Annotated in this window: 13 protein-coding genes and 1 pseudogene; 12 read left to right on the top strand and 2 right to left on the bottom strand. The window is 68.9% G+C overall.

The genetic code is table 11. The features are described 5' to 3' along the window. Positions 1-106 precede the first annotated feature (106 nt). Positions 107-994 (bottom strand): restriction endonuclease, encoded by an 888-nt coding sequence (locus tag Afe05nite_RS30020; RefSeq protein ID WP_203820604.1) that lies wholly within the window; start codon positions 992-994, stop codon positions 107-109. 508 nt (positions 995-1,502) lie between these two features. On the opposite strand from Afe05nite_RS30020, the gene Afe05nite_RS30015 reads away from it, so the two are divergent. The 8 genes and pseudogenes from Afe05nite_RS30015 to Afe05nite_RS29980 all read left to right on the top strand — a co-directional run bounded on the left by Afe05nite_RS30015 (position 1,503) and on the right by Afe05nite_RS29980 (position 9,828). Further along, positions 1,503-2,042 carry a hypothetical protein gene (locus Afe05nite_RS30015; RefSeq protein ID WP_203820603.1) on the top strand — a complete coding sequence of 180 codons (540 nt, stop codon included), beginning with the start codon at positions 1,503-1,505 and terminating at the stop codon, positions 2,040-2,042. Between the two features lie 92 nt (positions 2,043-2,134). Next, complete coding sequence (locus Afe05nite_RS30010; RefSeq protein ID WP_438869151.1) at positions 2,135-2,926, top strand: GP88 family protein; 792 nt, start codon at positions 2,135-2,137, stop codon at positions 2,924-2,926. A gap of 418 nt (positions 2,927-3,344) precedes the next feature. Continuing rightward, positions 3,345-3,989 carry a GGDEF domain-containing protein gene (locus tag Afe05nite_RS30005; protein ID WP_203820601.1) on the top strand — a complete coding sequence of 215 codons (645 nt, stop codon included), beginning with the start codon at positions 3,345-3,347 and terminating at the stop codon, positions 3,987-3,989. Between the two features lie 186 nt (positions 3,990-4,175). Further along, complete coding sequence (locus Afe05nite_RS30000; RefSeq protein WP_203820600.1) at positions 4,176-4,595, top strand: hypothetical protein; 420 nt, start codon at positions 4,176-4,178, stop codon at positions 4,593-4,595. Positions 4,596-4,805: 210 nt separating this feature from the next. Continuing rightward, positions 4,806-5,768 (top strand): annotated as a pseudogene (gene dprA / locus Afe05nite_RS29995) (DNA-processing protein DprA); the annotation flags it as partial. A gap of 352 nt (positions 5,769-6,120) precedes the next feature. Further along, positions 6,121-7,116 carry a DUF4192 domain-containing protein gene (locus tag Afe05nite_RS29990; RefSeq protein ID WP_203820598.1) on the top strand — a complete coding sequence of 332 codons (996 nt, stop codon included), beginning with the start codon at positions 6,121-6,123 and terminating at the stop codon, positions 7,114-7,116. 214 nt (positions 7,117-7,330) lie between these two features. Beyond that, positions 7,331-9,496 carry an ATP-binding protein gene (locus tag Afe05nite_RS29985; protein WP_203820597.1) on the top strand — a complete coding sequence of 722 codons (2,166 nt, stop codon included), beginning with the start codon at positions 7,331-7,333 and terminating at the stop codon, positions 9,494-9,496. Between the two features lie 146 nt (positions 9,497-9,642). Then, positions 9,643-9,828 carry a hypothetical protein gene (locus Afe05nite_RS29980; RefSeq protein ID WP_203820596.1) on the top strand — a complete coding sequence of 62 codons (186 nt, stop codon included), beginning with the start codon at positions 9,643-9,645 and terminating at the stop codon, positions 9,826-9,828. Between the two features lie 202 nt (positions 9,829-10,030). Here the strand turns inward: Afe05nite_RS29980 and Afe05nite_RS29975 are convergent, their stop codons facing one another. Continuing rightward, a complete protein-coding gene (locus tag Afe05nite_RS29975) occupies positions 10,031-10,297 on the bottom strand; it encodes a hypothetical protein (protein ID WP_203820595.1) in 267 nt (88 codons plus the stop codon). 552 nt (positions 10,298-10,849) lie between these two features. On the opposite strand from Afe05nite_RS29975, the gene Afe05nite_RS29970 reads away from it, so the two are divergent. The 4 genes from Afe05nite_RS29970 to Afe05nite_RS29955 all read left to right on the top strand — a co-directional run bounded on the left by Afe05nite_RS29970 (position 10,850) and on the right by Afe05nite_RS29955 (position 15,240). Beyond that, complete coding sequence (locus tag Afe05nite_RS29970; RefSeq protein WP_203820594.1) at positions 10,850-12,367, top strand: ATP-binding protein; 1,518 nt, start codon at positions 10,850-10,852, stop codon at positions 12,365-12,367. Between the two features lie 96 nt (positions 12,368-12,463). After that, entirely contained in the window at positions 12,464-12,958 is a 495-nt protein-coding gene (locus tag Afe05nite_RS29965) for a hypothetical protein (protein WP_203820593.1), read from the top strand. A 69-nt stretch (positions 12,959-13,027) separates the two neighbouring features. Further along, complete coding sequence (locus tag Afe05nite_RS29960) at positions 13,028-13,666, top strand: hypothetical protein (RefSeq protein WP_203820592.1); 639 nt, start codon at positions 13,028-13,030, stop codon at positions 13,664-13,666. Between the two features lie 512 nt (positions 13,667-14,178). Beyond that, positions 14,179-15,240 (top strand): DUF932 domain-containing protein, encoded by a 1,062-nt coding sequence (locus Afe05nite_RS29955; protein WP_203820591.1) that lies wholly within the window; start codon positions 14,179-14,181, stop codon positions 15,238-15,240. The last annotated feature ends 85 nt before the right edge of the window (positions 15,241-15,325 follow it).

Raw genomic sequence — 15,325 nt, 5'->3', positions numbered from 1 at the left:
GCAAAGAGCAGCGCCGAACTGAATCTGCAGTGGGCCACACACATCTCGGCATGAGCGGCCGCCGGCGACACATTCCAGGCGAGACTTAGTCTGTGAACGGTTTGCGTCAGCTGATGACGACCGGCTTACGCCGGAGCCGGCGCAACGATGCGCGTCGGCGTTCGCTGCGTCGGCGTACTGCTGCCTGCTCCCGCCGATAGAGCCGGCGGGACGCCCGGTCGAGGTAGATCCCCGGGAACTGCTCCGGGGCGGCACCGCTGGGTGCTGGCAGCGGAAAAAGCTGCAGGGCTTGTTTCACGGGTACCAACGTTCGGGTCCGGGCGCACCGCGCCAGAACAGCTGCTCCTTCACCCACCGACCCGAAGATCGCAGACAGGCTCAACAGGATAAGCACGATGGGGATACCAGCGAACAGTGCGGCCATCAGCAGACCTGTGCGGGGCGCGCCGTTGCTCCACCATGCCGCTACCAGCATCCATGACATCGGCAGCACGAGTGCCGGCAAGGCCACTAGCCAGCCCAGGTCCTTGACCGTCAATGGGGTACACGGCCGGCTCGGGCACCACCACCGGATTGGTGCATCGCACAACGCCAGGTACGCCCACTGGTTCACGGCGACCAGGGTGCCATTGTCACGCATGATGAACAGGGCAACGCGCTGGTCGCTGCGTTCGGCCCACGCCTTTGCCGCGGCCGTGTACCCGTAGGAGGCGAAGAACAGGCATGTCTGCCCCGGCTCGGCAGCGCCGGCGAGGCGCTGTACGTCCCGGATGCCGACCAGCTTTGTTCGCCACCGCTTCACCTGAGCTACCGCCCCGGCCGAAATCACGTCGATGCCGTTGTCGTGGCCAACCGCGGTCAAGACGGCATCGGTGTACCCAAGTCGGTGCAGCCACCGGCCCGCCGTGTTCTCCGCATCCCGTTCGGAACGGATCAGGACGGCGTACGCCTCCGCTCCCAGTTGTGGGTCGCATGTGTCGAACCAGCCGATCATCGGCCGACCGTAACGCCCGGGTACGACATTCTCGCCCGGCGTTAAGGACGGCGGCCAGTTTGACCCGCGACCACCCTCCGTTCCCGTCCTGCACCCAACCCCTGCCGTGCCGGTCCTGAACAACTGCCCCTTCGGCTGACCTGGGCATCTGCCTCTGGACTCTGACGACAATCCTTTCCGACGTGCCCAGCTCAGCCCGATCAATCGGTTTCCAGCCGGCCGGCCCGCGCCCCGTCGTTGGTCCGGCTGGCTGTTGGTACCGGCCGGTCTGGGGACGCGGCACGGTCCCGGCCGGTCTTGACGTCATCAAGCCACGGCCCGGCGAACGCCCCGCGTCGTCGTCGGTCGCTATCACCTCTGGCCGTGGAACAGCGGTAGGGCGTTGTTGCGGGAAGCGGGGCGCCGGGACGGGCTGGACACCGCCGGCACCCGGCCGGGTCATGTCGTGCCGTCCCTGCCCGGACGGCACCTCACCGCGCCGCCGGGCCTCCGCTTTTCTGGAGGTGCCATGACACCGCCGACCGGTAAACGACGGGCCTTCTACGTCGATGCAACCATGCAGACCGAGAACGGATTCATTCCCTCGGTCGTCACTGAGGACGAGCCGGGCCATACCCCGATGCGCGGCAGCGGGCCGCTGGCATCACCGTTGTTCTGGGGCGACGACCTCGCGACCGCCCGCCAGATCGCTGAGCAGGCGAATACCGATCTTGGTCTCACCGATAGCGACGTCCGTGACATCGTCACGTCGTCGTTTCGGGCTTCCGAAGCGATCGCTGAAGCCGGGCGACTCATCCGCTCGATGGTTTCCGAAGCCGTTTCGTACGACGTGGCCAGCGGCGACGATCCGAGCGCCGGCTGGTTCTTACGCCGGGTGACCTTGACCGACGGCGACGTCATCGACCAGGACGACCCGACCCTGGCGATCGTCGACAGCGCTGTCGCGTCCTGCCTGTCCCAGATCGCCTGGGGGGCATGGGGCGACCGAGACGCGGACAGTGTGCTGCGCATCGACGTACGCACCGGTCGCTGGCTGCGGGAACGATGAGCGCTGCGCGGCGGCGTACCAGCGCCCCTGATGATCGCCGGCAACGACAGCGGGAACCGTCGAAGACCGCCGGGACCGTGACGTCTGACCAACTGGCCCTCTGGCCGTCCGACTCACCAGCAGCTTCTAACGCACGATCACCTCGCGCCGCCAGGCTTCTGACGCAGAGCAACCGCCGGCTGAAGGACATCGGCGTGTGGACGTGGACCCTGCCGGCGTGGTCCGGGCGGCTTCCGGACGGGCGCACCTACAACACCTGTCCATCGGCGGGTATCTGCCGGCAGGTCTGCTACGCCCTTCACGGCGCCTACCTGTGGCCTGTCGTCCGCAGCCGCCACCAGGCGAACTTGCGCCTGGTGCTCGATGATCTGCCGGGCTGGCAGCAGGCGATGATCAATGAACTGCAAACGCCCCGGTTCGCGGGTCGGTGGGTCAGAATCCATGACTCGGGTGACTTCTTCTCCGACGACTACCTGCGCGCCTGGACCGGCGTCTGCCGGGCTTGTCCGGGAGTCAATTTCTATTGCTACACAAAGGAAATCGACCGGTTCCGGCGTCTGGTGGAGCCGGATCCGCCCGACAATCTGCATTGGGTGTACTCCTACGGCGGCGTTCAGGACCACTCGCTGAATCCGGGGGTGGACCGAGTCGCCGACGTGTTCCCCGACGAGGACGCGATCGACCGGGCCGGCTGGTCTTCCCAGCGTGCGTCCGACCTGCTCGCTGTGCTGGGCCCGCCGCTGGTAGGGATGTCGGCCAACCGCATTCCGGCGTTTCTGAAGCGGATCGCCGGCCGCCGGTTCAGCACGTGGCAGGCCGCCGACACCGCAGCCCGTGCTGCTCAGCGCGCCGTACCCGCAAGGCCCCGACGAACGCCGTCATGACGGCGTCGCGCACCGGTCCGGCCAGGGCCGCTAGAGACGAACGGCGGTGCTGGCCAGGCACGGTGGCACGGCCCGGGGCGGGCGCAAGCCGGTCCGAGAACATCTTGGCCTTCGGCCAGAGATCTCCTCGTCCCCGATGGCTTGCCGCCCGCCGATCCGGGCCGGCCCCGGCCGGCAAGGCCAGCACGCGCTCGCCGCCTCGGCGTGGACGGCTGCCGACCGTCCAGGTCGGCACGTCCGAACCCGTGGAGTTTTTGCCGCAGCGGCGCGAGCGGGCTCTCGAATCCGGCTCCAGCGGGGTGATCACCGACGGTCCGGAACCAGTCGGGCGGCCTCCTGGCACCTATGTCTCCTCCCGCCCCATGCGCGGCCCGAGGGCTGCTCCACGGGGGTGGGCCTACCGTGAGGGGCAGTTCCTATGCGTAAGACCCTGGTTGTCGGCCTTGCCGCAGCTGCGCTGGGCGCGGTCGCTGGCCGGCTCAGCGCGACGCCGACCATTCGCGTCCTGCGTCGGCAGAACGACGAGCTGGCCGAGCAGGTCCGCAGCGACCGGCTCACGGGCGTACTGAGCCGGGCCGGACTCGAGCAGGCGTACAGCGCGGCCAACGGCCGTGAGCGGTTCGTGATCGTCGTGGATCTCGACACGTTCAAGTCCGTGAACGACGAACATGGTCATCCCGCCGGTGACCGGGTGTTGAGCGCGCTCGGTGCGCGCCTGGCCGACCTCGCGTCGCGGCACCACGGGTGGGCGGGCCGCCTCGGTGGCGACGAGTTCGCTCTGATCCTGGCCGACTGCACCGCGGCGGAGGCGTTGCAGGCCGCGACGTACGCGGTGGCCGCCATCGTCACCGAAAGCCGCACCGGGCCGGTACAGGTTCGTGGCAGCGCCGGGGTCGCCTACGCGGCGGCCGCCACCTCGTGGTCCAGCGCATTGACCGACGCCGACATCGCGCTTTACCACGCGAAGCAGCGCGGCACGGTCACGCTGTTCGAGCCTGGCATGACCTATCCCCAGCGGCCGGCGCCTCGTCGGCGGGCCCGCGACGTACGCGCGACGAACTAGCTGCCGTACCTGCCGGGGTGCCGTGGGTGACCGTCTTCGAGACGCCCCGTCCCGGGCAGCTCGGCCCGCCCTGGCAAAGCCTTCTGTGCCCGGGGGTCGCGCCGCGAGGCCATGCGCCAGCGGCTGCCCGCGCGAACCAGCTCTCTTGTTCCGCTTCCCAGTACCACCTTGGGTGGAGGTCTCCTGATGATGTTCCACGTCACCGTCTACCACAACGCCGATGGCCAATTCACCTCCTTTCGCCGTGAACACCAGCTCCTTGCGGCCTTTGCTTTTTCCCGGGCCCTGCCGCAGAACACCACGGCCGAGGAGCTCGCGGAGTGGACGTTCTGCCTGTTCAACATCGACCCGGACATGCTGGTGGACAGCTGCCCGACGCTCGACACCGCCTCGGCGTTCGAGCTTGCTTGCCGCTATCGGCTTCAGCGGCTGCGGTCCTTGTCGGTAGGTGACGTCGTGCGGGTCCGCACACCAACCGTGGTCTGCTGGTTGGCGTGCGATGGCCTCGGCTGGAGCGCCATCGCGCCGCCGTCGAACGTGCACGCCGCTTCCGACAGCACGATCAGCACGACCTCCGGCAGCGATCAGCAGCGCACCGAGCCGTAGCCGTAGCCGGACACACCACCGACGGTCGCGTGCGCCCTGCGACGCAGCGCTGCGACCGCAGTTGCTGCGTCGCAGGGCGCGCCCCGCAGCCGCAGCCCCTCTCTCGGCTTGCCACGCAGCCCTTTTCGGTTCCTGAAGACCGATCCGACTCCAGCCTGCGGCCTCACACGGCCGCAGCACCTCCGTAAGCGTTCACGAAGGGACAACTCGATGAGCAACCGCGCCAACTCTTCAACGCCCGGATCCAACTACGAGGCGGACCGAATCGCCCGTGCCGCCCTGACTCTGCTGACGGAGCCCGGTCACCCGACGGTCTGGTCCATGGTTCATCAGCACGGCGCACCGACGGCACTGGACCGCCTGCTCACCGGTGATATCGCGGACCCGGCTCTGCGCGCGGCGGTGAAGGCCCGCACGGCTCGAGGTGACGTGCGCCGTTCCGCACAGATGGCATGGCGCCGTACGCAGCGGCTCGGGGCGCGGCTGGTGGTGCCCGGCGACAGCGAGTGGCCGGCACCAGTGGATGACCTGGCCCAGCTCGAACCAGGCTCCAACGGGCTGGTCGCCCAGAACACCGCGCCGCCGTTGTGTCTCTGGGTTCGCGGTGATCGGTCACTGAGCGAGGCTTTCGCACGGTCCGTGGCGGTCGTGGGAGCGCGGGCGGCCACCGCGTACGGAGTGCAGGTCAGCACCGATCTCGCCTACGAGCTCGCCGCCCGGGGGTGGAGCATCGTTTCCGGCGGCGCTTTCGGCGTTGATGCGGCCGCGCATCGGGGCGCCTTGGCCGCCGGTGGCCTGACCGTCGCCGTGCTGGCCTGCGGGGTCGACCACCCTTACCCGGCCGGCAACTCCGCGCTGTTCGACCGGGTCACCGCTGACGGCCTGTTGGTCAGCCAGTGGCCGCCCGGTACCGAGCCGCTGCGACACCGCTTCAGCATCCGGAACCGCCTCATCGCTGCCGCTGGTGGCACGGTGATGGTTGAGGCTGCGGCACGCAGCGGAGCCGTGCAGACGATCAGCCGGGCACTGGATCTGGGCCGCCCCGCGATGGTGGTTCCTGGTCCGGTCACCTCTGCCGTGTCGGCGGGCTGCCACGGCATTCTGCGTGCCAACCCGGCTGCCCGCCTGGTGACATCGGCCGGCGACATCGTCACGGAGCTGAGCCGGGCCGGCTACTGAGCCCAACACCCCCACTAGCAGCATCGGCAAGCGGGTCCCGCCCGGATGCCAGCCATGCCGCGGGTTGTCCGGCACGTCGCTGTCAGCCGGTGGCCGTCGCTGCCCGCAAGCGCTTGTACCGGCCCCGTCCCAGGCCGGCAAGGGCGCTGCACCCGACCCACCCGCCATCGCGATCACCGCCGGCTGAGATGCGGCAGCGGGCGTGCGGGCCGGTCTGGACCCTGGCCTGCCTCGGGCCGTCAGGGCCAGTCCACGCACGGGGTCAGCGCGACCCCCGGGTGCCCGCCCTTGACCAAGGTCCCGCGATCGGTGGCTTCTCCCCGATCGCGGGACACCGGCGAGGCGCTTGCCGCAGATCGGGGTCGCGACACCTGCCACACCGCTCAGGAGTGTGATTGCTGTGCTCGACCCTGCACCGTCAGTCGTTCACGGTCCGGCTGACCTGCTCACCACCATCCCGTACGTGCTGGGACACCACCCTCACGACAGCATCGTCGTCGTGTTCGTCACCGGCGACGGGCGCCTCACCTGCGGGCTCAGTGTCGACCGGCAGGCACCGGATGAGTTCATCATCGACCAGAGCAGCACCGCCGCCGCCCGCGCGGACGCCAACCGCGCCTTCATCGTCGGCTATGGACCACTGTCGGACCGCAACCGCCTTATCGGGCTCGCGGACTCGCTGCACATGGCGGTCACCGTCAAGGCATGTCTGCTGGTTGATGACGGCAGGTACTTCTGCCTTAACGGCGGATGCCCGTGCACACCCGAGCACGGCGCCGTCCTGGATCCCGCCGGCAGTGTCATCGCCGCGGAGATGACGCTGAGCGGCCGCGTGGCACTGCCCTCGCGGGAGCACTTCGACTCCTTCATCGAGCCGGACCCCGACGCGCAAGCCCGCACCTCCGCCGCCCTGAACAGTGTGATGGAACTCCTGCCGGATCCGGTGGCCGTCGTGCACACCAGCTTGGACATCGCGTCCGCCGGCGACCGGCTCAGCGACGAGCAGGTCGCGTATCTGGCGGTGGCACTTCAGGACAACAACGGCCGCAGTGCGGCATGGGTGGCGACCACGGGTGAGACCTGGCAGCACAACCTGTGGCTCGACCTGGTCCGCCGTGTGCCCGAGCACTGCGTGGCGGCACCGGCGAACCTGGTCGCCTGGAACGCCTGGCGGCGCAGCGAGCCGGCGCTGGCCTGGGCCGCACTGTCCAAGGCCGTACACGCGCTGCCCGACAACACCATGTCGCACCTGATCGGTGCCGTGCTCACCGCCGGGATCAATCCCGCGACGCTGCCCTGGCCGCTGCCCGAAGGCACGGACCTCGAAGTCCTCTTCCGGTAGCGGCCTGTTGCCGGTGTCTCAGCGCCCACGGCGCTGAGACACCGGCTCCTGGCGCGCCCGTGTCCGGCCGCCGACACCTCCATCGGCCGCCGGTCACCGCTGCGTGCTCGAACTCCGGTCCTCACGCTGCGCCCTTCCTCCGGCCGCTGGCCGCTGGCCGCGCCCAGGCGCACGGCCGGAGACCGGCCTCTGACTCATTCAAGGAGACTGTTTCGTGGACGACTTCGCACCCGCGGATGTCGCGGATCATCACTCGACCGCCGCTGTTGCCCAGTCGGTGGACACGCTGGCGTACCCGATCTCACCGGAATACGTGAAGTCGTGGACACCCGTACGCGCCCTGTGCGAGCTGATCGCCAACGCCCTCGACGAGGACCCCGCCGCCCGCATCTGGTGGGCGGACGGTGTCCTGACCATCAGCGACGACGGCCCCGGCATCCCCGAAGAGGGACTGGTGCTGGGTTACTCGACGAAGACCGACGCTCAGATCGGCCAGTTCGGCGAAGGCAAGAAACTCGCCTGCCTCGTCCTGGCCCGCACCCCTGAGGTCGGTCCGGTGCGCTGCGACACCGTCGGCTACGGGTTCACCCCAGCCGTCGAACGCCGCCGGCTGCTCGACGGCATCGTGCCGTCACGATCCACCGACGGCACCGAAGTCCTCGTCTACCGCCTGCATCGCAGCGACCGCACCCGCGGCACGGTCTTCACCGTCGCCTGTTCCCAGGACCTCGCCGACCAGGCCACCAGCCGGTTCCGGGCGCTGAGCGAGCCCGGCTACCAGCAGCCGCCCGGTTACGGCGCGTGCGTACTCGGCGGAGCGCCAGGCCGGGTGTGGATCGGCGGCGTACTGGTCTCGACCATGCCGGGCTTGCTCGCCTCCTACGACCTGCCCCTGGACGCCAAGGGCCTGCAGAACCGCGACCGCACCGTCATCGAAGCCGGCGCCCTGCGCGACGCGATCCGGGCCATCCTCGCCAACAGCGAGGACCAGCAGGTCATCGACCGGTTCACCCAACACGTGCTGGGCGGCGGGAAGTTGCGCGAGCCGGAGCAATACTTCGCCGACATCCGGATGCCCCTCGCCCGGGCCGCGTGGCGGACGTGGGCGCGCACCCACCTGCCCGCCCTGTGCTTCTTCACCACCTCGGGCAACGAGGAAGCCAAGCTCGACCTGGCCGACAAGGGCTACACCGAACTCACCGCCTCAGGTCTGCCCCACGAACAGCTGTGGGCGTTCATGGACCGTCTCGGCGTCGAAATCGCCCGGACCCGGCGAGTGCGCCACTACGAACGCACCCGGGACACCACGACGTGGGTTCCCCTGCGGCAGCTCACCGCCGCCGAGCGCACGGTGCTGGACGAAACGCAGCAGCTCGTCCGGCGAGCGATCGGCGCGTTCGCGCTGGACCGGGTCCGGGTGTACTCCGACAGCGACGAGTCACCATGCTCCGACGGCTTCTACCACCCGCGCACCGGCGACGTCGCCATCCACCGTGCTGCGCTGACCAGCCGGCACCGGGCCCGGCTCGTCCTGCTGCACGAGGCGGCGCACCGCGTGGCGCACCGCGGCGGCGGCCGGTGGCTGCCCGTCGGTGACTATCACGACCGCACCCGCGGCTTCGAGCACATGCTCAGCGACTTCGCCGCGGTGCTGCTGGACTACCTCGCCGCCGGTACCGCCCTCCCCGAGCTGCCCGACGCACCAGCAAGCATGTCCCGCGCCCTGCGTCTCGCCCCCGCCGATGATCCGGCGGTGCCGGCCGTACGCCGCGAACTGGCCCACCTGCTCCTCGACCAGCTGCCACACGCCCTGACCGCCGGCAGCTTCGCCGACGAAAAGGACCTTGTCGCCTCCACCGGGGTCCACCCGGACTACTGGCGCACGCTGACGCATCCGAAAGTCGCCGGGCACCGCCAGCAACGCGGCGGCCGGGCCTGGGACTACGACAAAGTCGCCCTGCTCGCGCAAGCCGCCGGTGTTCACCCGCCGGTCGTGTGGCTCGGCTACCACCTGTGTGAAGGCCCGATCTACGGCCGCGCCCGCCGACTCCCCCTGCCGACCGACGATGTCCGCGGCTGCTCGTGCGGCATGGCTGACTATGGTGCGCCCGGTCACGATGGCCACCCCAATGCGGGGCAACCACCCCGCGCGGGCCACCAGCGCGTCCCCTGGACCAAGAAGATGCGCGAGGCCACACTGCGCGCCTGCGCTGACCTGCAATCCCTCGGCGACGAATACGCCGAGCAGATTCCCGCTCTGCAGGCGCTGCTCGACGGGCGGACGACCGCGGTCATCGGTGACGACAGCTGGCACACCCCGGCGCGGGCACTGCTGGCTGTGGAACGCCGGCGTCTGCGGCTCGACATCACGCCGGCATAACGGCGGACGTTCTGCATCTTCGCCGCCTACCGAAACTCGGCAGGAGGATCTCCTGGGGCTCTGCGGCCGGCCCAGCTGCAGCGATCAGCGCCGCAGCGTAGGCCCAATTTCCCGACCGGATTATTCAGATCTGCACGGAGGAAGACATGTTGCTCAGGCTGGAACGGGTCGAGGCGCAACACGACGTCACGGTCCTCGACGCAACGGAAACGTTCGTCATCTCCAAGGACGTCGACGAGCCCGATCGTGACGGTACGAACCCGATCATGACGACCAACGACGGAACGGCATTCATCTCGCTGGTACCGAGGGGCAGCTGCACGGCTGGTTGAACCGCGCTGGCAGACAGCTGGGGGTTAAGACCGGTGGTCCGCCCATCGTGAGCGTCCTCGACCTGGCTGTCTCCGGATCCTCGGACACCGATTGAACAGCACTTCTGACACCGCTCGATCGTAGGTGGACCTCGTGTCCGCGAGTTCCGGATTCTGGCGCAAACTGTGTGATGACGATGATCGGACTACTCGGCCCCTGAGATCAGCCGAACCAATCGCCGGTGTCGTCGCCTTCGTCAATGCGGTGGATTTTGCAGTCTGCTGTCGGTTCGGTTTCATCGACACGCCATGCGGAGTGGATCTCCCCATCAAAATCGAGGACGTTCGGGGCACGATCCGCGGCGTCTTTCGCGTCCTGCCACGATGGGTATGGGCCGATGGCAGCGAACCGGTATTGGGAACCTGGTGCAAGGCCAGCCCACAGCCACACCCGGGTCTGACCGTCGTCTACGTCGTCGTCTGCGGTCACTAGAGCCTCCAGCCGTCGAGCATTCGCAGATGAACGTACCGGTGACCCTGCCGTCCGCGCATCCAGCAAAGGTGGCCAAACTGCCGCGCACGGTCTCCTCGCGGCTGACGGCCCGGAAGAGTGTCACGGTGACGCCTTCCCGAACGGCCGTCTCTGACTATCACGGGCCGCAACGTCTCGTGTGCGGGCGACTGCGCGGGATGGGACTAGGCACGGTCCCGCCCGCGCGGGCCGTCTTCAAGCCACCGGCCTGCTTGCCCCGCAGCGTCGGCCCAAGGGCTAACGACTGCACCGAGGTAGCCAGGCCCCGGGCCGGGGCTTGACCCCGGCACCACGCCGGGCGGGCCGGGTCGTGCCGTCCCTCCCGGCAGCCACCACAACGGTCGGCGGCCGGGACCCGTACTGGCTACGGAGGCCGTCCTTGACCACCATCGATGACCACAACCGCGACGCACTCGCGGATCAGCCATCTCCTCTCACCCATCCCCAACCCGGGCGCCGGCCCAGCTCGGCAACCGCGCACCACAGCACCCGACCGGCGCGGAGAACAGCATGACCGCGTTGAGCCTGGCAACGTTGACGCCCGACGGTGGCGTCTGCCGAGAAGTGCTCGTGCAGGTCAGCGCGATGCCTGGGGGCCGCAGCCTGATCGCGGTCGGCCAGGACGGCACCTCCTATCCCGAGCTGCGCGACCGCGTGTACGCCGGGATCACCAACACCAGACTGACCTGGCCGGATCTCCACGTCCACATCACTCTCACTCCGCCGGAGTCGGAGTGGGGGTCAGGGCCGGTGCATCCCAGCACTGATCTGGCGGTCACCGCAGCGGTCCTCGCCGCCACCGGCCACCTTCCGTCCACCGCGCTGAACGAGACGATGCTCCTCGGCGAGGTCGGGCTCGACGGCGCAGTACGCCCTGTCCCAGACACGCTCGCCCTGGTCGCCACCGCCGCTGACCAGGGATACCGCACGGTCGTGGTACCAGCTGCCAACGCCCGGCACGCGATCCTGGTGCCCGGGATGCACGTGGTCGCGGTCCAATCCCTGTCCGAACTCGTCACCTGGGCCACCACCGGCATGGAACCGGCGCTACCCGCCCTGCATGCCGACGGTGCAAGCGCAGGTGACGGTGCAGCTCAAGCGGCCCCGGACTTCCTGCCGCCGTGGTTGTCGCCGGCACGGTTCGCCCTCGAGGTCGCCGCCGCGGGCCGGCACCACCTCAACCTCACCGTCGCACCGGAGGTTCCGGTACCGCTAATCGGCGAGTGCCTACGGTCTCTGCTACCGGACCTTGACGATCGTCAGGCCGTGGAAGTCAGTGCGCTGTATGCCGCCGAGGGCCACCAGGTCGACGCCCTGCTCCGGCGACCGCCGTTGCAGGTGCCGGGGCCTGCGACGTCGGTGACCACCATGATCGGCGGACGACGACCGGGCGTCGCCAGCCTGGCGCACCGTGGCGTACTGCTGCTGCACAACGCTCCTGACTTCGCACCGGAGGTCCTGCACGCGTTGCGTCAGCCCCTTGATCATCAGATCGTTCAGGTGGTTCGCGCTCGAGGCATCATGACGTTCCCGGCCGACGTTCAGCTAGTCGCCACGTCCAGGCCGTGCCCCTGTTCGACGGCCCACAGCAGGACCGGCGGGTGCAGCGCGCCGGCCCGGCGGCGCTACCGCAACCAGTTGCACTCGATCGCCGATCGCCTGGCCATCACCGTCGGCATCGACGCTGGGGCATCCGATGACGCCTCCGACGGTGAGTCGTCCGCAACGATCGCGGCGCGCGTCGTCGCGGCCCGAGCGGCTGCCGCCGAGCGGTGGGCGCCGCAGGGCTGCTCCACCAATGCAAAGGTTCCCCTCGAGGTCCTGCAGCAGCCCGCGTTTCGCCTACCGGTGCCAGCCACGAGCAACCTGCGGCGCATGGTCGATGTCGGCCAGCTGAGCATCAGGGCGTACCGCGCGGTTCTGCAGCTCGCGTGGACGGTCAGCGACCTGCACGGCACCGGGCAGCCCGATAAGGGAGCCGTCGACACCGCCGTCAACCTCTATCTCCCGGGGCGACACACCCACTGATCCACCGGCTCCACCTCGTCGAAGCCACCACTCATCCCGTCTGTCAGGGCGCCCACCCATCCGGTGGGCGCCCTGTTTCGATGTTCAGGAGTCCGCATGCCCCTCACACCCTCTGTCCGTAAGGCACTTTCGTGGCTGCGCGCCCACACCCGGGCGGCGCGTGTGGCCGCCCCTGAACTGACCGTCTGGGCTGATCTGACCAGGCTCGATCAACTCGTGAACGACGCCACCAACGCCGATGACGTGGCAACTCTGTTCGCCTTGATGGACCCGCGCGGCCGTGACTTCGGCACTGACGTCGCCGCCTTCATCGACCACTGCTGCGAGCAGCAGATTTTGCGCATCGCCGCACCGGTCACCGCCGTCGGTATTGAGGCGACCGTCAGCGGCGACTACCGCGACGGCGGTTTCCTGGTCATGGTCACCATCGCCGACCGGATCACCCTGGCCTCCGGCCAGCTGCTCTCCGGGGTGTTTCTTAATGCTGACGATCTGCCGCGACAGGTCCTCGCCGTGGTCGTCGACGTCGCCGACCACACGTACCGCGAATTCCTGCACACCAGGGCCTCCCTCACCGAGACCCCGTCATGACCACCCACCAGCCCCCTGCCCGGGGCCGGTTCGGTCTGGCTACACCCGCCAACAAGACAGGCGAGCCTCGTGACCTTGAACGTTCCGCGCCAGTTAGCGCAGGTCATCATGGCTGACCACCCGTGTCATCAGCACCGGACCGGCCAGCACACCACCGCATGCATGACCGGCATGTGCGGCTTCTGCGACACCGACCTGAGCACCACCGCCTCCGGTGAATGCCGCAGCTGCCTGCTGATCGTGTGTGAAAGCTGCGACGCCGGCTACGACGCCGACCTCGGGCCGATCTGCCAGCCCTGTCAGAACGCCGGTGGCACGCAGGCGAACACACCGCCGGAAGGCCCCTGGGAACGGCGCCGACGCTGCGTGTTCGACCTCGACCTGTCCTGCGGTCACGTCGTCACCTACGCAGTGACCGGCTGGTATCCCGTGTCGGTCGCCTGCTGTGACCGACTCGGCGGCATCGTCCTGGACGGAAAGTACGTCGCCTACTGCTCACAGGTCGACTACGTCCGGCGGCGCTCAGAGCGCTACCTCGACTGTCCGGCAGGGACTCCCCCTCGCCCGAGCCGCGTTTTGCGTCGACGCTCCCGCACCGACGACCCCTCACCATCGTCCTATCCGGGGTGGCAGACCAGCAGTGGACGATTTCCGGCCCGGGTCGGCGCCGTCGCAATTCGTGGAGCGTCGGCGCTGCACTCGTCCTGAGCCGCCGATCGAAGACATACGGGGTTGCAGGGAAGCTTGGAGTGCCATCGCCAACCCGTGCACTGGTCACAGCCCGTGACGGGAGCTGAACACCGTTGAAAACGTACATCTGGCCAGCAAGTCCTCGTGAGTGACCACCGCCTTCTCGGGTTCTCCGGTGCCTCGTCGGTGGCAAGGCGGGGGCGGCGGTGCTGGCCGGGCACGGTGGCCGACCCGGCGCCGGGCGCAAGGCGGTCCGAGAACATCTTGGCCTGCGGCCACAGATCTTCTCGTCCTTGCCGCCTTGCCGCCCCGGCCGGCCGGGCACGGCCCCGGGCACCGGCGGGCCAGCACACGCTCACCCCGGCCGACCACGGCCCAGTGGGCGTGCCCGCCAACCGCCACCGTGATGGTGGCGGTCCCGCCTGGAAGGCTCCCTCTCTATGGCTCAGCCGACGCTCGCCGTGGCACCCAACCGCCACATCGGTATGAACAGCCTGATCACCCAACTCAGAGATCAACATGCTCGGTCGGTGGACGTCTACGCTAGCGCGGACACCATGCACGCCGACGGCGGCAAGCTGATCATCGCCCGCACCGCACCGGTCCTGAGCTCGGCGGGTGTGGACCTGACCGCGGGTAGCTTCGCTCTGTCCGACGTCGCGCTGGGCGGCGTCGCCAAGAAGCTCGACATCCCCGGAACCTATCTGCGCCGGCTGGCCGCCGAGAACGTGCCGCTGCTGGACACCAACGTCAACAGCTGGCTGGAACGCGACGACCGCCGATTCCTGGTGCGCTGCCTACGCCGAACCCCAACCAGCGGTGACGGCACCGCCCGAGCGTTCCTGTCCGACCGGTACCTGCGTATCAACAACCTCGACGTGCTGATGGCAGCGATCAAGGGCATCGAGCAGGCCGGCGTCGCGGTGCAGATCGCCTCCTGCGACCTGACCGACCGGCGCATGTACGTGCGGTTCGTCTCCCCCGACGTGCAGGTCATGGCACCGGAACTGCTGCGCAACTACCGCAGCCCGTTCGACGGGCGCCGTGGCAGCGACCTGCCGGTCATCTCCGGCGGGTTCCTGCTGCAGAACTCCGAAACCGGGGAGGGCCGGTACTCGTTGGCCCCGTGGCTGCGCATCGAAGTCTGTCGCAACGGCCAGACCGTTGAACGCGGCGCGGTCGGACGCACCCACATCGGTGCCCGCATCACCGACGAAGACGGCATCGTCGACCCCTCGGCCGAGACGATGCGCAAGCTACTCGACCTGATCACCGCCCAGACTATCGACACCATCCGCGCCTACCTCAACGTCGACTTCGTCGCCCACGCGGTCGCCGACCTGGAACGCGCCGCCGGCGTCACGGTCCGCAAGCCGGAGGCCACGATCAAGGTCGTCTCCCAGCAGCTGCATTACACCAAAGATCAGCAGGACGCGATCCTCGCGCACTTCATCGCCGGAGCAGACCTCAGTGCCGGCGGGGTCATGCAGGCCGTCACGTCCGTGGCGCGCAGCATCGAGGACGCGGACGCGGCCTACCGGATGGAGACCACGGCGTCGAAGGCGCTGCAGCTGGCCGCCGCAGCCGCCTGAGGTAACCCCGTCGGCTTCTCCTTATCCGCCGTTGCAGGGCGCCCACCGTTTCGGTGGGCGCCCTGTCCTGCGTTCCGGAGGTCAT

Source organism: Paractinoplanes ferrugineus (assembly GCF_016862195.1).
Classification (GTDB): Bacteria; Actinomycetota; Actinomycetes; order Mycobacteriales; family Micromonosporaceae; genus Actinoplanes; species Actinoplanes ferrugineus.
Note: the sequence above shows the minus strand (reverse complement) of the source record. Positions and strands in the feature narration are given on the sequence as shown.